This is a genomic window from Deinococcus aestuarii (genome assembly GCF_018863415.1).
Classification (GTDB): Bacteria; Deinococcota; Deinococci; order Deinococcales; family Deinococcaceae; genus Deinococcus; species Deinococcus aestuarii.
Map to the genome: position 1 here is coordinate 1 of NZ_JAHKSN010000003.1, position 15599 is coordinate 15599.

Below are 15599 nucleotides of genomic sequence, written 5' to 3' on the forward strand. Positions count from 1 at the left end.
GCAGCAGGAAATGATACGTCTCGTCATCGACATCACTCGGGTACCCTTGTCGCACCATCCCCCATTCTGCTCACCACAGACCCTCTCCCCTCAACTTGGAACGCCTTTTACACAGCCTCTAGGCGGGCAGTTGGGCGAGGCGCGCGTGGGGCTGTCGGCGGAACTCGACCGCCTGTGGGAGCAGTTCGGCAGGCCCATCATCATGACCGAGTTCGGCGCGGACACGATGGCGGGGATGCACGGCCAGCCGCCCGTCATGTGGACCGAGGAGTACCAGGCCGACTACATCCGCTTCCACCTGGAGGAGGCCGAGAAGCGCGACTACGTGGCCGGAATGCAGGTCTGGAACTTCGCCGACTTCGCCGCCGTGCAGAGCATCATGCGGGTGGGCGGGCTTAATATGAAGGGCGTGTTCACCCGTCAGCGCACGCCGAAGATGGCCGCCCACGTCCTGCGCGAGTTCTGGGTGGACCGCGCCCAGAAGGGGGAGCCGTCCCCCCGTCAGGCCGTGTCCGACACTCAGCGGACCGACAAGGAGTTGTCGCGGTGACCCTGCTGGCCCGAGCCGTCGCCCCTCCAGGCGAACTCCTTGACGAGGGGACGATCACCCGCATCCTGGAACCGCTGCGGGGCCGCTTCACGGGCCAGAAGGTGCTCGTCCTGATTCCCGACCACACCCGCACCCTGCCGCTGCCACAACTGTTCCGCCTGCTCGCGGACGTGCTCTCGGACGCCTCGCAGCTCGACTTCATGGTCGCGCTGGGCACCCATCCGCCGATGACCGACGAGCACATCCGCCAGATTCTCGGTCTGACCGAGGAGGAGCGGCAGCGCAAGTACGGCCACATCCGCCTGTTGAATCACGAGTGGGCCGACCCCGAGACGCTCGTCAGCATCGGCACCGTGACGCAGGAGAAGGTGAGGGAGATCGCGGGTGACCGCTGGCACCCCACCCTCGGCGGCGACGTGGACATCCTGATCAACCGGGCGGCGGTGGAGGCCGATCAAATCGTGATCTTGGGGCCGACCTTCCCGCATGAGGTGGTGGGCTTCTCGGGCGGGGCGAAGTATCTCTTCCCAGGGATCAGCGGTGCGGACATGATCAACGTCACTCACTGGCTCGGCGCCCTGGCGGGGGTGCGCGGCACCATCGGCATCAAGGACACGCCCGTGCGCGCCCTGATCCACGAGGCGGCCACCCACCTGAGAACGCCCCTCACCCTGATCGCCCTGGTGGTGCAGGGCCAGGGGCTGGGGGGCATGTTCGTCGGCGACCACCTGGAGGCTTGGTCGGCGGCGGCGGACCTGTCGAGCGAGCGGCACATCGTCTGGGTGGAGAAGCCCTACCGCTTCATCCTGTCCGCCGCGCCCCCCATGTACGACGAACTGTGGACGGCGGGCAAGGCGATGTACAAGCTCGACCCCGCCCTGGCCGACGGCGGCGAGCTGGTGATCTACGCGCCGCACCTGGAAGAGGTGAGCGTTGTCCACGGGCGCTACATCTCCGAGATCGGCTACCACACGGTGCCGTACTTCCTGAACCAGTGGGAGAGGTTCGACCACGTGCCGCTCGGCGTGATTGCCCATAGCACCCACGTGCGCGGCGACGGCGAGTGGGTGGACGGCCACGAGGTGCCGCGCGTGAAAGTGACCCTCGCCAGCCGCGTCAGCCCCGAGGACTGCGCCCGGCTGAATCTGGGTTACCTCGACCCCGATTCCATCAACCTCGACGACTACGCAAACCGCGAGGACGAGGGCGTGCTGCTCGTCCGCAAGGCCGGGGAGACGCTGTACAGGTACAGGGGGGAGCAATGACCACGGCGACCGCCAAAGTCACGCTGACCTTCGCCGAGATCAGCGAGCGCCTGCACGCCGCCGACCTGCCCGAGGTGGACGTGGTGGTGGGCATCGCCCGGGGCGGCCTGGTGCCCGCCAGCCTCGTCGCCCACCAACTGCGCGTCCCGCTGACCGTGATGCGGGTGAACTACCGCGATGACGACAACAAGCCGCGCGGCGACGAGCCACGGCTGCTTCTCCCCCCCGACCTCGACCTCAGCGGCAAACGGGTCCTGCTGGTGGACGACGTGAGCGTGAGCGGGGCGACCCTGCGCTTCGCTGCCGGATTGCTGGGTGACACCGCGCACGTCACCACCCTCACCCTCAAAGGCGAGGCGGATATTGTCCTCTTCCCAGAGGTGCGGGCGTGCGTGAACTGGCCCTGGAGCCTGCCGTGAAGACGAACGCCGTCATCGTCATGGGCGTGTCGGGCAGCGGCAAGACCACCATCGGGGCGGCGCTGGCCGGACGGCTGGGGTGGGCTTTCGCCGACGCCGACGACTACCACCCCGCCGCGAACCGCGAGAAGATGGCGAGCGGTGTCCCCCTGACCGACGAGGACCGCGCGCCCTGGCTGGCGGCCCTGCACGAACTCATCGCCGATCACGTGAGCCGGGGCAGGACGCTGGTCCTCGCCTGCTCGGCCCTCAAGGAGCGGTATCGCCGCACCCTGATCGGCGACCTGGAAGGTGTGCGGATCGTCTTTGCCCAGGGCAGCCGGGAACTCATCGCCGAGCGGATGAGCGCGCGGCACCACTTCATGCCCGTGGCGCTGCTCGACAGCCAGCTCGCCGCGCTGGAACCGCCACGGGACGCCCTGAACGTGGACATCCGCCTGCCGCTGGAGGAAAACGTCCGGCGTCTCGCCGCCGAGCTGACCGACCCGGCCTGACCCTCAGCACCCATCCCCGTTCGCGGCGGTTCGGGGCCTGCGCCTTTCCGAACCGCGAAAGGAGACTGCCATGACCCACCCCACCCCGGAGGTCGTCCCCGCCGCCCAGAACCCCGCCCAGGCCGACATCGGCGTGATCGGGCTGGCGGTGATGGGCGAGAACCTGATCCTGAACATGGCGAGCAAGGGCTTCACGGTCGCCGCCTTCAACCGCACCGTCAGCCGCGTTACCGACTTCACCTCGGGGCGCGCGAAGGGGCAGACCATCGTGGGCGCGGCCACCCTGGAAGAGTTCGTGGCGGCCCTCAAGTCCCCGCGCAAGGTCATGCTGATGGTCAAGGCCGGGCAGGCGGTGGACGACTTCATCGCGCTGGTCAAACCCCACCTGGAACCCGGCGACATCATCATCGACGGCGGAAACAGCCACCCCGCCGACTCCACCCGGCGCACGAAGGAACTCGCGCAAGATGGCCTGCTCTTCGTCGGCACGGGCGTCTCGGGCGGCGAGGAGGGGGCGCTGACCGGCCCGAGCATCATGCCCGGCGGCAACCCGCAGGCGTGGGAGGCGGTCAAGCCGATCTTCCAGGGCATTGCGGCCCGCGCCTCCGACGGCACGCCCTGTTGCGAGTGGGTGGGCTCGGAGGGCGCCGGGCACTTCGTGAAGATGGTCCACAACGGCATCGAGTACGCCGACATGCAGATGATCGCGGAGGCGTACCACCTGCTCCGCGAGGTCGGCGGCCTGACCCCGCCCGAACTGGCTTCAGTCTTCGCCGAGTGGAACAGGGGCGAGCTGAACTCCTACCTCATCGAGATCACCGCCGACATTCTCTCCAAAACGGACGAGGTGACGGGGCAACCCCTGGTGGACGTGATTCTGGACGCCGCCGGGCAGAAGGGCACCGGCAAGTGGACCAGCGTGGCGGCGCTGGATGCGGGCAGTCCCGCCGCGACCATCGCCGAGGCCGTCTTCGCCCGCGCGCTGAGTGCCCTCAAGGACGAGCGGGTGACGGCGAGCCACTTTCTGCCCGGCCCGGACGCGCCCTCACCCGTCGCCGACCGGGACGCCTTCGTCGAGCAGGTGCGGCAAGCGCTGTACGCGAGCAAGATCGCCGCCTACGCCCAAGGTTTCCAACTGCTGAAGCTCAGCGCGCAGGACGCGGGGTGGCACCTCGACTTCGCCTCCATCGCGCGGATGTGGCGGGCGGGGTGCATCATCCGGGCGGCCTTCCTCGACCGGGTGGCGGAGGCGTTCGGGGAGCAGCACGACCTCCCCAACCTGCTGCTGGCGCCATACTTCCGGGAGGCCATCGCGGGAACGCAGGGGGCGTGGCGGCAGGTGGTGAGCACGGCGGTCCTCAGCGGGATTCCCACGCCCGCCTTCTCCAGCGCCCTTGCGTACTACGACGGCTCGCGGACGGCCCGCCTGCCCGCGAACCTGCTTCAGGCCCAGCGCGATTATTTCGGCGCCCACACCTATGAGCGGGTGGACCGCCCGCGCGGCGAGTTCCACCACACCAACTGGACCGGGCGCGGCGGCACGACGGCGAGCAGCACCTACAACGCCTGATCAGGCCGTGCGCCACAGGTGGAGGCGCTCGCGGGGTGTGACCGGCTGACCGTCAGCTCCGCCCTGCTCGGGGAACTCGACCGGGACGAGGGCGGGCTGGAACGTCGGCTCGCTCCCCCGGCCCAGGCGGCGGAGGCCGAACCCCGCCGGACAGAAGCGGCCTTCCGCTGGGCGCTCGTGGAAGACCAGATGGCCGGGGAGAAGCTCACGGAGGGCCTCCGGCTCTTCCACCAAGACGACCTCCGGTTGAGGGAAAGCGTTCAGGCGAAGCTCGCCCGGTTGTCTGTGCCGCAGGCCGTCCCCACACCCTGAACGCGGGACGCACCCTCTCACGCCCACACAACCATGCCGTCTCGCGCCCCGGCTACACTCCCCCGGGATTCAGGTCCACACCCTTCTTCAGGAGCAGCGATGAAAACGAAGACCACCCTGACCGTGATCGCCGTCCTCGCCCTGGGCAGTGCCAGCGCCCAGACCACCATCAAGGTCGCCAGCCTCGCGCCGCTGTCCGGGGGGCAGGGCGCCATCGGAACCCAGGCCCGCAACGGCATCGACCTGGCGGTGCGCGAGTACCAGCCGCAGTTCAAGCGGCTGGGCCTGACCCTCCAGTTCGTGCCCTTCGACGATCAGGCCGACCCCGCCACCGGGACCGCTGCCGCCCGCAAGATCGCCGCCGACCGTCAGGTGCTCGCCGTGGTGGGGGCCCTGAACAGCGGCGTCACCATTCCGGTGAGTGCCGCCCTGGCCCCCAGCCGGGTGGCGCTGGTCAGCTCGGCGAGCACTGCCAACCAGGTCACCGACCGCGGCCTGAGCAACATGAACCGCATCGTGGCGCGTGACGACGCGCAGGGCCCGGCGGGGGCGAATTTCATCACCTCCAACCTGAAGGCCAAGAAGGTCTATGTCCTGAACGACAAGACCGCGTACGGCGAGGGACTGGCGAACGAGGTGGAAAAGGCCCTCAAGGCGAAGGGCGTGGGGGTGGTCGCCAACGAGGGCACCGAGGAGAAAAACGACTTCTCCGGGATCATCGCCAAGATCAAGCTCCAGCGCCCCGACGCGATCTACTTCGGCGGTATCTACAACCAGGTGGGCGTCTTTCTCCGGCAACTGCGCGACGCGGGCGTCACCGCCCCGGTGGTCGGCGGGGACGGCCTGGACAGCCTGGAACTGCTCAAAATCGCGGGGCCGGGGGCCGAGAGCGTGTACTTCACGACCGGCGCGGCCCCGGTGGAGGCGCTGCCCGCCGCGAAGACCTTTGCCGCCACCTATCGGAAGGCGTTCGGCCAGCCCGCCCAGGGCTTCGCGGTGTACGGGTACGACGCGGCGAAGGTGGTGCTTCAGGGCATCCTGAACGCGGCGAAGGCCAACGGGAACAAAGCGCCTACCCGCGCGCAGGTGGAAAGCGCCATCCGCAAGGGCAACTTCACCGGGCTGCTGTCGGGTCAGGCCAGCTTCAACAGCGTCGGGGACCGCAAGGCGGCCACCCTGTACGTGATGCGGGTCGGGGGCGGGCAGGTCAAGCTCAGCACCACCCTGCCCGTCAAGCCCGGCAGGTCCTGAGGGAAGCGGTCGGCGGGGGGCGGAGGGGAGTTCCTTCCGCCCCCCGGCCTTGTTCGTTGTCTGGCCGCCCGTGCCCGCCATCACCGCCACGCCTTCGCCGACAGCGGAGGGTCCTGCGCCCGGGTGAACCGGAGTCACGTCCACGAGCGGCTCTCTTCGGAGGTCGTGGGCAGGCTCGCGGAGGCGGTCAGTCCGCTCAGGGCCGGGAACGGCGTGGACCTGGGGCCGCTCGTCGACGAGAAGATTTTCCGGACCAGCGAGGAACACGTCGCGGACACACCGGAAAAGGGCGGGTGGGGGCGGCGGGAGGACGGCGCCTGACGGGCGCTCACGACGGCGGGTCCTCCTTCCCGACCGTGCGGGCCGATCCCACGCCCGACCTGCGGACCATGACCGGGGAGACCCTCGGCCCGGTGGTGGGCGTGATGCCCTTTGCGGACCTGGAGGACGCCATCCGCCTGGCGAACGACAGCATCTCCGGTCTGGCCGCCTTCGCCTTCACCCGCGACCTCGCCCGGGGGCTGCGGCTGGCCGGGGCGTTCGGGGCGGGAAGCGTGTGGATCAACGACGTTCACCGCAGGGGGCAGGCGGGGACACCGCGAAGATCGAGGAGGTCCAGAAGATTCGCCGCGAACCGATCTCGCTGGAGGCGCCGGTCGGGAAGGAGACTCTTGGTCCGGCGACTTCATCGCGGACGATCACTTCTCCTCGCCTGCCGGGAACGCGAGTCGGGCCCCGCCCGGTGACCTCCTGGACCGGGCGCCGGGAGCGGGAGGCGCAGGTCCTCCGGCTGCGCCACGGCCTCTTGGACGGCCGCCAGCACACGCCGGAGGAGGTCGGGCAGGTGCTCCCCGTCACCCGTGAGCGGGTGCGGCAGATCGAGCACAAGGCCCTGCACAAGCTCAAGGGTCAGCAAGGGCGCACCCGCAGGCTGCGCGACGTTCCCGAAGAGTGTGGGGAAGGCTGGCGTGGGGAGAGAGCGGGTGCGCCCTCCTTTCACCACGCGGGCGTCCCGGTGGGGTGCCCCGAACACAGGCGGTGAGCGACCGAACTTCGAGGGGGGTCCGGGCTGGAGGCACGAGCCGACCTCCCGACCTTTTCTCTGCTACTCTTGCCCGACCTGGTGCTGGGGAAGTCCGGTGAGAGTCCGGCGCTGTCGCGCAGCGGTAAGCAGGCACAGAGACCTGTCAGCCCGAATGCCACCCAGGGACGCCCCGTGAAGACGGGGCACCTCTCGCCGTCAGAGGGCCACCCTGTGAGTTCGCGCGTATCCGGTCTTCCTGGCCGTCTATGCCCGCTCCGGCCCCGGCTGGAGCGGGCTTTCGCCGTGCGCCCCTCCAGACCCCCCTCCTGACGCCCCTGTCGCCCTGCATACCGGAGTCGCCGCTGTGTCACCTCCCCTTTTCCCCGTGGTCCCGGAAGGTCACTTCCTCCAGTTTCGCCCCCCGCCGAGAGGCACGGCGTGATCGTCTGCGTCGGTGCCGGTCCCGGCCACCTCGACTTCCTGACCCGGCGTGGCGCATCCCTCGTCGAGGGGGCCGACATAGTGGCGGGCTTCGACGCCGTGGTGGACGTGGTGCGGCCCCTGATTCCCGAGGGAGCCGGGGTCGTCACGATGGGCTACCGCGATCAGGTGGCGCGGCTCGCCGAGGTCGCCGCCCTCCATCACGCCGGGAAACGCTGCGTCGTCGTGTTCATGGGTGACATCCACTTCTCGGGCTTTCAGTACCTGGAGCGGGTGGAGACGGCCTGCGGGCACCCGGTCGAGACGGTGCCGGGCATCTCCAGCGCGCAGATGCTGGCGAGCCGGGGCCGCGTCTGCTTCGACGAGACGACCTTCCTCACCTTCCACCGCCGGGGCGACCTGACGCCCTTCAAGACCCACCTGCGCGACGTGCTGCGGGCCGGACGTAACGCCATCGTGATTCCGCGCCCGTGGGACTTCATGCCGAAGGACGTGGCCTCGTACTTGCTTGCGGGAGGAGTAAGCGCCGCACACCGGGTCGAGGTCTGGGAGAACCTGACGCGGACGGAGGCGACCTGGGCGGGCACGCTGGGCGAGCTGGAGGGGCGGGACTTCTCCGACATGAGCATCCTGTTGATCCGCGCGCTGACACCCCTGCCCACGGGTTTAGAGGGAGAACGATGAACGACTACGCGATCATCCTCGCCGCGCACGGCAGCCGCGACCCGGCGAGCGCAGCGCAGTTCGAGGAGCTGGTGCGGGAGGTCAAGGCGCTGGAGCCGAACCGCGTCATCACCCACGGCTTCCTCGAATTCAACACGCCCACCATCGACGAGGCGGCGCGGGAGGCGGTGGCGTCGGGAGCGCGCGAGATCGTCCTCGTGCCCGGCGTCCTCCTCGCCGCCACGCACGCGAAAAACGACCTGCCGAGCGAGCTGAACGCCCTGCGCCGCGAGTTCCCGCACGTCACCTTCCACTACGGGGCGGCGATGGACCTCCACCCCGCCCTCCTCGACGTATGCCGCGAGCGGCTGATCGAGGCGGAGGCGGGTGCGGCGGGTGAGGTCAGACGGGACGAGACGCTCCTCCTCCTCGTCGGGCGGGGCACCACCGACCCGGACGCGAACGGGGACGTTCACAAGCTGGCGCGCTTTCTGGAGGAGGGGCTGGGGTACGGGGCGAGCCTGGTCTGCTACAGCGGGACGGCCAGGCCCGACCTTCCCACCGGCCTCGCCCGCGCCGCCCGTCTCGGTTTCACGCGGGTGATCGTGCTGCCGTACCTCCTCTTCGATGGGGTGCTCGCCCGCCGGGTGCGCTCGGCGGTGGAGGCCGCCGCCCAACGCTGGCCGGGCACCGAGTTTCTGACCGCCTCCCACTTAGGGCCGCATCCCAAGGTCGCGCGGGTGTTTCTGGAGCGGGCGCGCGAGGGGGTGCAGGGCCACGGGCACATGAACTGCTCGCTGTGCAAGTACCGGGTGGGCGTCGTGGGCTACGAGGCGCAGGTCGGCGAGCCGCAGGTGGGGCACCACGGGGCGGTGCGGGGCCTGCTGGCAGGTGGAGAGGCGCCGGGGCCGAAGGTCATCCGGCCCTACGAGCCCCACCCCATCGAGGCGCAGTCCTTCGAGATCATCGAGGGGTTGCGGGACTGGTCGGCGGTGAACGCGGCGGACCGCTACGCGATGCAACGCCTCGTCCACACGGCGGGCGACCCCGGCATCGTGGAGGACCTGTCCTTCTCGCCGGGCGCGACCGAGGCGGGCGTCATGGCGATCCTGCGCGGCCTGACCGTCGTGACGGACGTGACGATGGTGCAGAGCGGCCTCAAGCGCCAGCTTCTCTCCGAACTCGGCGTGCGGGTCTGGTGCGGGGTCCACGACGCGGAGACACACCTGCTGAGCCGTGAGGCCGGGATCACCCGTTCGGCGGCGGGCATCCGTCGGGCCTACGAGAAGTTCGGCAACGACTGCATCGTCGCCATCGGGGACGCGCCCACCGCCATTTTCGAGACGGTGCGCCTGATCCGCGAGCGGCGCTGGCGGCCCGGGCTGGTGATCGGCCTGCCCGTGGGCTTCGTGGGCACGCGGGAGAGCAAGGCCGCGTTGCGTGCCTGCCTGAGCGTCCCCCGGGTCACGAACGTGGGCACGCGCGGCGGGAGTCCGTGGGCGAGCAGCGTCGTGAACGCGCTGATGATCGAGGCGCAAAACCGTCTGGCGGCCGTGTCCGCCGCCGGGGCAGGGACGTGAGCCTGCTCGTGACGCCACCCGCCCGCCTCGATCTGAACTTGCCCGCCTCCAACGGGATGCGGCGCGGCTTCACCACGGGGAGCGCGGCGACGACGGCCTTGAAGGCGGCCCTGCTCCTGCTCGTCCGTGCGGAGACGACGGGCGAGGTAGAGATCACGCTGCCGGACGGGGACCAGAGCCTCCTCCTGCCCGTGCAGAACGTCCGTCTGACCGATGTGGGGGCATACGCGGAAGTCGTCAAAGACGGTGGGGACGACCCGGACGCGACGCACAGGGCGACCCTGTGGGTAACCGTTACTCCCCTCCCCGACCCGCGCCTGCCGATGACCTTCCACGCCGGAGAGGGGGTTGGCACGGTAACGGCGCCCGGCATCCGCGTTCCCGTGGGCGAGCCCGCCATCAACCCCGTTCCGCGCGAGATGATGCGGCGGGCGGCGCACGAGGTCGCAGGCCACGAAGCCTTCGCGGTGACGGTGGGCTGCGTGAACGGCGAGGCCATCGCCCGCAAGACATTCAACCCCCGGCTGGGCATCGTGGGCGGCATCAGCATCCTGGGCACGACGGGGATCGTGGAGCCGATGAGCCTGGAAGCGTACATGGCCTCCGTGGAGGTCTACGTCCGCGTGGCCGTCCACGCCCGCCCGGAGGCGGTGGTCCTGACCCCCGGCAAGCTGGGCCGCGACTACGCCCGGGAGGCGCTGAACGTGCCTCCACAGGCCATCGTCCAGATGAGCAATTTTGTGGGGGCGGCGCTGAACGCCCTTCAAAACGCGCTGGAAGAGACCGGCCACCCACTCCCCCTCCTCCTCGTCGCCGGGCACCCCGGCAAACTCGCCAAGGTGCTCAACGGCGACTGGAATACGCACAGTCAGCACAGCGGCATGGCGATGAACGCGGTGGCGAGAGTCGCCGAGGGGCTGGGGGTGGATGCGCCGACCGTGCAAGCCCTTGCAGAGGCAAACACGGTGGACGCGTGCGTAGCTCTACTCGCCGAACACGAACGCGGCGCGGAGGTGTGGGAGGAGGTCGCGCGGCAGGTCGCACAGGCGCTCCATGAGCGCGCGTCGGGGGTGGGTCGAGTTCGAGTCGCCCTCTTCGCCCTCGACGGCACGGGGTTGGGGGAGGCGGAAGCGTGACCCAGCCCGGCACCTTCTACGGCCTCGGCGTTGGTCCCGGCTCCTACGGCCTCCTGCCTGTCGCCGCGCTCGAAGTCCTGCAAGGAGCTGACCTCATCTACGCCCCGCGCTCCCGGGTGTCGGAGGCGTCGGTGGCGCTGACCGCCCTGCGGGACCTCGACTTCCCCCGCGAACGGGTGCGGGAGGTCGAGTTCAACATGGACGGCGACGACGCGCGGCTGGGTGAGCATTACGCCATCCTCGCCCGTGAGATCGCCGCACACCAGCGGGCCGGGCACAGCGTCGCCTACCTGACCATTGGTGACGCGATGACGTACAGCACGTTGGGCTACCTCGTCGCCGCTCTGGGACGTGAGGCGCCCGAGTTGCCCCGGCACGTTCTTCCCGGCGTGACGAGTTACGCGACCGCCGCCGCCCTGACCGGCTTCAGCCTCGGGGAGGGGAAGGAACGGGTGCTCATCCTGCCCTGCCCGGACGACCTGGACGCGCTGCGGGCCGACATCCTCTCCCACGATGTGGTCGTCCTGATGAAGGTGGGGCGGCGCATGGCGGTCGTGTTGAGCCTGCTCGCCGACCTCGGCATCCTCGAACATTGCGCCCTGGCGCACCGCCTGGGGCTGGACGGGGAGGTCGTGCTGCCCTCGCTGAACCCCGCCCCCGACGCGGGCCGACTGGGCTACCTGAGCGTCGTCCTCATCCGCAGGTCATCTCCCCGGAGGTTTTCTTGAAGGTCTACTTCATCGGCGCGGGCCCTGGTGCCCCCGATCTGATCACCCTGCGCGGCGCACGGCTGCTGGCGTCGTGCCGCCTCATCCTCTACGCCGGGTCGCTCGTGCCCGAGGCGGTGCTGGAACATGCCCACCCTGACGCCGAGCGGGTGAACACGGCGGGGCTGAACCTGGACGAGCAGGTGGCGCTGTACCGCCGCGCATCAGAACAGGGGCTGGACGTGGCCCGTGTCCACAGCGGCGATCCTGCCATCTACGGGGCGACCGCCGAGCAGATGCGCGCCCTGCGGGAACTGGGCATCGACTACGAGGTCGTGCCGGGGGTGAGCAGCTTCACCGCCTGCGCCGCCGTGCTGGGGGCCGAACTGACCCGCCCGAACGTCACCCAGACCGTGATCCTCACCCGCGCCTCGGGTCGGGCGAGCCCCGTCCCCGAGCGGGAGAACCTGCGCGGGCTGGCCGAGCACGGGGCGAGCCTGTGCGTCTTCCTGGGCGGGAATCAACTGCCCGAGATCGTGGCCGACCTGCTGGACACCTACGGTCCCGACATGCCCGTCGCCCTGGTGCAGCGGGCGAGCCAGCCCCAGGAGCGGCGGCACGTGAGCACGCTGGGCCGTCTCCTCTCGGAGATTCGGGTCAGCGAGTGGACGTTGACCACCATGCTGATCGTCAGCCCGGCGCTGAGCGAGCCGGAGGCGTTGGAGACGACGAGCCGCCTGTACGACCCCTCCTACGCCCACCGCTTCCGCCGCGCCGTGAAGGAAGGGGGGGAGGCGTGACGGCTGCCCTATCTGACTTGGCTGTATGGCCCGTGCGTCGGGAATCCGAGGCGCTGGCCGAACGGCTCGCGGACGGGTTGGGAGCGGCATTGCACCGACCCTGGCAGAGCGCCGAGCGACAGCTCACCGCCTTCCGGTCAACCTTCCACACCACCCGCGCGTGGGTGCTGATCGGCGCCGTGGGCATCGCGGTCCGCTTCCTGTCCGGTTTGCCCGAGAGCAAGCACAGCGACCCGGCGGTCGTCGTGCTGGACGACGCGGCCCGCTTCGCCGTCGCCCTGCTGGGGGGGCACGAGGGGGGAGCGAACGCCCTCGCCTACCGTGTTGCCCGTCTGACCGGGGCTGTCCCTGTCGTCACCACCGCCACCGAGGCCACCCGCCCCCTCACATTGGGCATCGGCTGTCGGCGCGGCGTGAGCGCGGAACAGGTGGAAGCCGCCGTGACCCATGCTCTAGCGGGCCGCCCCCTCACCGACGTGCGGGAGGTCGCCACCGTGGACCTCAAGGCGGACGAGGCCGGACTGCTCGCCTTCTGTGACAGGTACGGGCTACCACTACGGGTCATCGCGCACGCAGACGTAGAAGCCCGCCCCTATGTCACCCAGCCGAGCGCGTGGGTTCAGCAGAGCGTGGGATTGCCCGGCGTGTGCGAGCCCTGCGCCCTGATCGCCAGCCCACGTGGTCGGCTCATCGTGCCGAAAACGGCCTTGAACGGCGTGACCGTCGCCGTGGTGGAAGACCGCCTGCCCCTGGAGGTGAGCGCGTGACCGGCCACCTCAGCCTCGTCTCCGTCGGGCCGGGCGACCTCTCGCTCGTGCCGGAACGGGCGCGGCAAGCGCTGGTGGAGGCGGACGTGATCGTCGCCTACGACCTCTACCTGCGCTGGGTCGCTCCCCTGATCACGAGCCAGGAAGTGCTGACGCCACCGCTGACTCAGGAAAAAGTGCGGGCGCAACTCGCTATCCAGAAGGCGGGGGAAGGCAAACGGGTGGCCCTCGTCAGTAGCGGGGACATCGGCGTCTACGCGATGGCGGGGCTGGTCTTCGAGGACCTGCCCGAGGAGCCGCTCTTCGGCGTGGAGGTCATCCCCGGCATCACGAGCGCGACCGCCTGCGCCAGCCTGCTCGGCTCACCGCTCACGCACGACTTCGCTACCCTCAGCCTCTCGGACCTGCTGTGCCCCTGGGAATGGATTGAGGAGCGGGCGAGGCACATCGCGCAGGCCGACCTCGCCTGCGTCCTATACAACGTGCAGAGCAAAGCCAGGCGGGAGGGCGTGTACCGCGTGCTGCGCCTGATGCTGGAACACAAGCGGCCCGACACGGTGTGCGGTGTCGTCCGCAACGCCTACCGCGAGGATCAGGAGGTGCGCGTCACCACCCTGGAAGCGCTGCTCTCGGACGAGTTCGACATGCTGACGACGGTCGTGATCGGCAACCGCTTCACGGCGCGCAAGGGACGCTGGATGTACACCCCGCGCGGCTACAACGACTGGCGGGGGGAGGAGGTCGCCCCCGTTTCCCAGCCCGAAGGCACCGTCTGGGTCTTCAGCGGCACCCGCGACGGCAACGCCCTGGCCCTGCGTCTCGCGGAAGAAGGCGAGCGGGTGACGTTGAGCGTGGCCTCCGAACTGGGGGCACAGGTCGCGCCGAAGCATCCGAATTTGCATGTGTACGACGGCCCGCCCGGCGTCGAGGCCCGGCGGCGGGCTTTGCGCGGGGCAAGGGCCATCGTGGACGCCACCCACCCCTATGCACAGGCGATCACCGCTCAACTGCGGGAACTGAGTGCCGACCTCGACCTTCCCTACCTCCGCCTGGAGCGGGCGAGCGGCCTGCCGGAAGACACGACCGGGCTGACCCTCGTGGACGACATCGAGGAGGCCGCCCGCGCCGCTTCCGGGTACGGGCGCGTCTTCCTGGCGACGGGCAGCAAGGACCTTGAAACCTTCCTGCACGCCGCTCCAGACGCCGACGTGTTCGTGCGCCTCACCCCGCAACCCGGCGTCCTCGAACGGGCGTTGAGCCTGGGCGTCCGGCCCGACCACATCTGCGCGATGATCGGCCCCTTCACCCGCGAGTTCAACGTAGCTCAGTGGCAGGCCTGGAACATCGGCGCCGTCGTGACCAAGGACAGCGGCGACGTGGGGGGGTTCACCGCCAAGCGCGATGCGGCCCAGGAACTCGGCCTGCCCCTCATCGTCGTTCGCCGCCCGGCTCCCGTTCCCGGCGCCTTCCACAGCCAGGACGAGTTGATCGCCGCCCTCCAGACCCTCAAGGAGCATGCATGACCACCTCTTTCAAAACGCCCGTTACCATCGTCAGCGGCTTTCTGGGCAGCGGCAAGACCACCCTGCTCGGCAACCTGCTGAACCAGACGCACGACCGCACCCTGGCCCTGATCGTGAACGAATTCGGGGAGGTCAGCATCGACGGCCCTCTGCTGGAAGTCCGCGAGGACGGGGTGGAACTCCACGACGTTCACGGTGGCCTGCTCGCCTACGGTGGGGAGGGGGACGCCTTCCGCCGCACCCTGCGAGCCCTGCGGGAACGCCGCCACACCTTCGACCACGTGCTGATCGAGACGAGCGGACTCGCCGTGCCGACCGCCGTGATGGTCACGCTGGAGGAGGGCGAGTTCGCCGCCGACTTCGCCCTCGATGCCACCCTCGTCGTGGTGGACACGCCGCTTTTGCTCGCGGGGGCCTTCAGCCCAGACGCCGGGGACGAGGCCACCCGGGGCGCCGCCCGCGTTTTCGACGCACAACTGGAGTTCGCGGACGTGGCCGTGCTGAACAAAATCGACGAACTGAGCGACGCCGATCTCCTCCAGGCCGAGGCCGACGTGCGTTACCGGGCTCCCCGCGTGCGCTTCCTGGAACTCGCCTACGAGGCCAGGCTCGACACCCAGCTCACCCTCGGCCTGAACCTGCACGGCACGCGGCGGAGTGCGGCCCACCACGCGCCCGTGAGCGGCGCGCCCGGCGAGCTGATGGCCCCGCTCCACGACCACTCGGGCCTCGACGGGCACTCCCACGGCGACCTCGACGCGCACGTCCACAGCCTGAGCACCCACCAGCACTTCCACGAGCACGACCCCGGCTGGCAGTCCTTTCGCCTGACGAGCGACGACGTGCAGAGCGTCCCCGACCTCGTGCGGACGGTGCAGAACGTGGCCCGTGTGTTCCCCGTGCTGCGCGTGAAGGGCTTCGTGCAGGGCGAGGGCGGGGAGCGGTACGCGGTGCAGGCCGTCCGTTCAAGGGTGGAGACGCACCCGGCCCCCTCAAGACCGGATGCCCCGAATGAACTCGTCTTCATCGGCTACCACGTCAGCCGCAAGAAGGTGATCGAGGCGCTGCAAAAGGCGCTGCCGCAGCGGTGGGCCTGA

Annotated in this window: 18 protein-coding genes and 1 riboswitch; all 18 genes read left to right on the forward strand. The window is 69.8% G+C overall.

Annotated features, from left to right (window positions below; translation table 11 throughout):
* Positions 1-130: 130 nt before the first annotated feature.
* The 18 genes from IC605_RS05980 to IC605_RS06065 all read left to right on the forward strand — a co-directional run bounded on the left by IC605_RS05980 (position 131) and on the right by IC605_RS06065 (position 15599).
* Positions 131-550 (forward strand): glycoside hydrolase family 2 TIM barrel-domain containing protein, encoded by a 420-nt coding sequence (locus IC605_RS05980; protein WP_216320379.1) that lies wholly within the window; start codon positions 131-133, stop codon positions 548-550.
* Positions 547-1815 (forward strand): lactate racemase domain-containing protein, encoded by a 1269-nt coding sequence (locus IC605_RS05985; protein WP_216320382.1) that lies wholly within the window; start codon positions 547-549, stop codon positions 1813-1815. Before IC605_RS05980 ends, IC605_RS05985 begins: the two co-directional genes overlap by 4 nt.
* Positions 1812-2234, forward strand: a complete 423-nt coding sequence (locus tag IC605_RS05990; protein WP_216320385.1) for a phosphoribosyltransferase — start codon at positions 1812-1814, stop codon at positions 2232-2234. The genes IC605_RS05985 and IC605_RS05990 overlap by 4 nt, the downstream gene beginning before the upstream one ends.
* Positions 2204-2728 (forward strand): gluconokinase, encoded by a 525-nt coding sequence (locus IC605_RS05995; protein WP_216320388.1) that lies wholly within the window; start codon positions 2204-2206, stop codon positions 2726-2728. The genes IC605_RS05990 and IC605_RS05995 overlap by 31 nt, the downstream gene beginning before the upstream one ends.
* 70 nt (positions 2729-2798) lie before the next feature.
* On the forward strand, positions 2799-4298 hold the full coding sequence (gene gnd, locus IC605_RS06000) for a decarboxylating NADP(+)-dependent phosphogluconate dehydrogenase (protein ID WP_216320391.1): 1500 nt from the start codon (positions 2799-2801) through the stop codon (positions 4296-4298).
* Positions 4299-4316: 18 nt separating this feature from the next.
* Entirely contained in the window at positions 4317-4610 is a 294-nt protein-coding gene (locus IC605_RS06005; RefSeq protein WP_216320394.1) for a transaldolase family protein, read from the forward strand.
* A 99-nt stretch (positions 4611-4709) separates the two neighbouring features.
* A complete protein-coding gene (locus IC605_RS06010; RefSeq protein ID WP_216320397.1) occupies positions 4710-5861 on the forward strand; it encodes a branched-chain amino acid ABC transporter substrate-binding protein in 1152 nt (383 codons plus the stop codon).
* 60 nt (positions 5862-5921) lie between these two features.
* Entirely contained in the window at positions 5922-6182 is a 261-nt protein-coding gene (locus IC605_RS25000; protein ID WP_216320969.1) for an aldehyde dehydrogenase family protein, read from the forward strand.
* 35 nt (positions 6183-6217) lie between these two features.
* On the forward strand, positions 6218-6607 hold the full coding sequence (locus tag IC605_RS25005) for an aldehyde dehydrogenase family protein (RefSeq protein WP_343216520.1): 390 nt from the start codon (positions 6218-6220) through the stop codon (positions 6605-6607).
* Positions 6604-6903: a sigma factor-like helix-turn-helix DNA-binding protein gene (locus IC605_RS24455; RefSeq protein WP_343216521.1), complete on the forward strand. Its 300-nt coding sequence runs from the start codon at positions 6604-6606 to the stop codon at positions 6901-6903. Before IC605_RS25005 ends, IC605_RS24455 begins: the two co-directional genes overlap by 4 nt.
* A 62-nt stretch (positions 6904-6965) precedes the next feature.
* Positions 6966-7083, forward strand: a riboswitch (cobalamin riboswitch).
* A gap of 240 nt (positions 7084-7323) precedes the next feature.
* The gene (locus tag IC605_RS06030) at positions 7324-8010 is read left to right on the forward strand and encodes a cobalt-precorrin-7 (C(5))-methyltransferase (protein ID WP_216320400.1); all 687 of its coding nucleotides are present in this window, start codon (positions 7324-7326) and stop codon (positions 8008-8010) included.
* Positions 8007-9569 (forward strand): precorrin-8X methylmutase, encoded by a 1563-nt coding sequence (locus tag IC605_RS06035; RefSeq protein WP_216320403.1) that lies wholly within the window; start codon positions 8007-8009, stop codon positions 9567-9569. Before IC605_RS06030 ends, IC605_RS06035 begins: the two co-directional genes overlap by 4 nt.
* Complete coding sequence (gene cbiD / locus IC605_RS06040) at positions 9566-10705, forward strand: cobalt-precorrin-5B (C(1))-methyltransferase CbiD (RefSeq protein WP_343216522.1); 1140 nt, start codon at positions 9566-9568, stop codon at positions 10703-10705. The genes IC605_RS06035 and cbiD overlap by 4 nt, the downstream gene beginning before the upstream one ends.
* The gene (gene cobI, locus IC605_RS06045; protein WP_216320406.1) at positions 10702-11433 is read left to right on the forward strand and encodes a precorrin-2 C(20)-methyltransferase; all 732 of its coding nucleotides are present in this window, start codon (positions 10702-10704) and stop codon (positions 11431-11433) included. Before cbiD ends, cobI begins: the two co-directional genes overlap by 4 nt.
* Entirely contained in the window at positions 11430-12212 is a 783-nt protein-coding gene (cobM, locus tag IC605_RS06050) for a precorrin-4 C(11)-methyltransferase (protein WP_216320409.1), read from the forward strand. The genes cobI and cobM overlap by 4 nt, the downstream gene beginning before the upstream one ends.
* Entirely contained in the window at positions 12209-12979 is a 771-nt protein-coding gene (locus IC605_RS06055) for a cobalamin biosynthesis protein (RefSeq protein WP_216320412.1), read from the forward strand. Before cobM ends, IC605_RS06055 begins: the two co-directional genes overlap by 4 nt.
* Positions 12976-14502, forward strand: a complete 1527-nt coding sequence (cobJ, locus tag IC605_RS06060) for a precorrin-3B C(17)-methyltransferase (protein WP_216320417.1) — start codon at positions 12976-12978, stop codon at positions 14500-14502. The genes IC605_RS06055 and cobJ overlap by 4 nt, the downstream gene beginning before the upstream one ends.
* Positions 14499-15599, forward strand: coding sequence for a CobW family GTP-binding protein (locus tag IC605_RS06065; protein WP_216320420.1), 1101 nt, complete (start codon positions 14499-14501; stop codon positions 15597-15599). Before cobJ ends, IC605_RS06065 begins: the two co-directional genes overlap by 4 nt.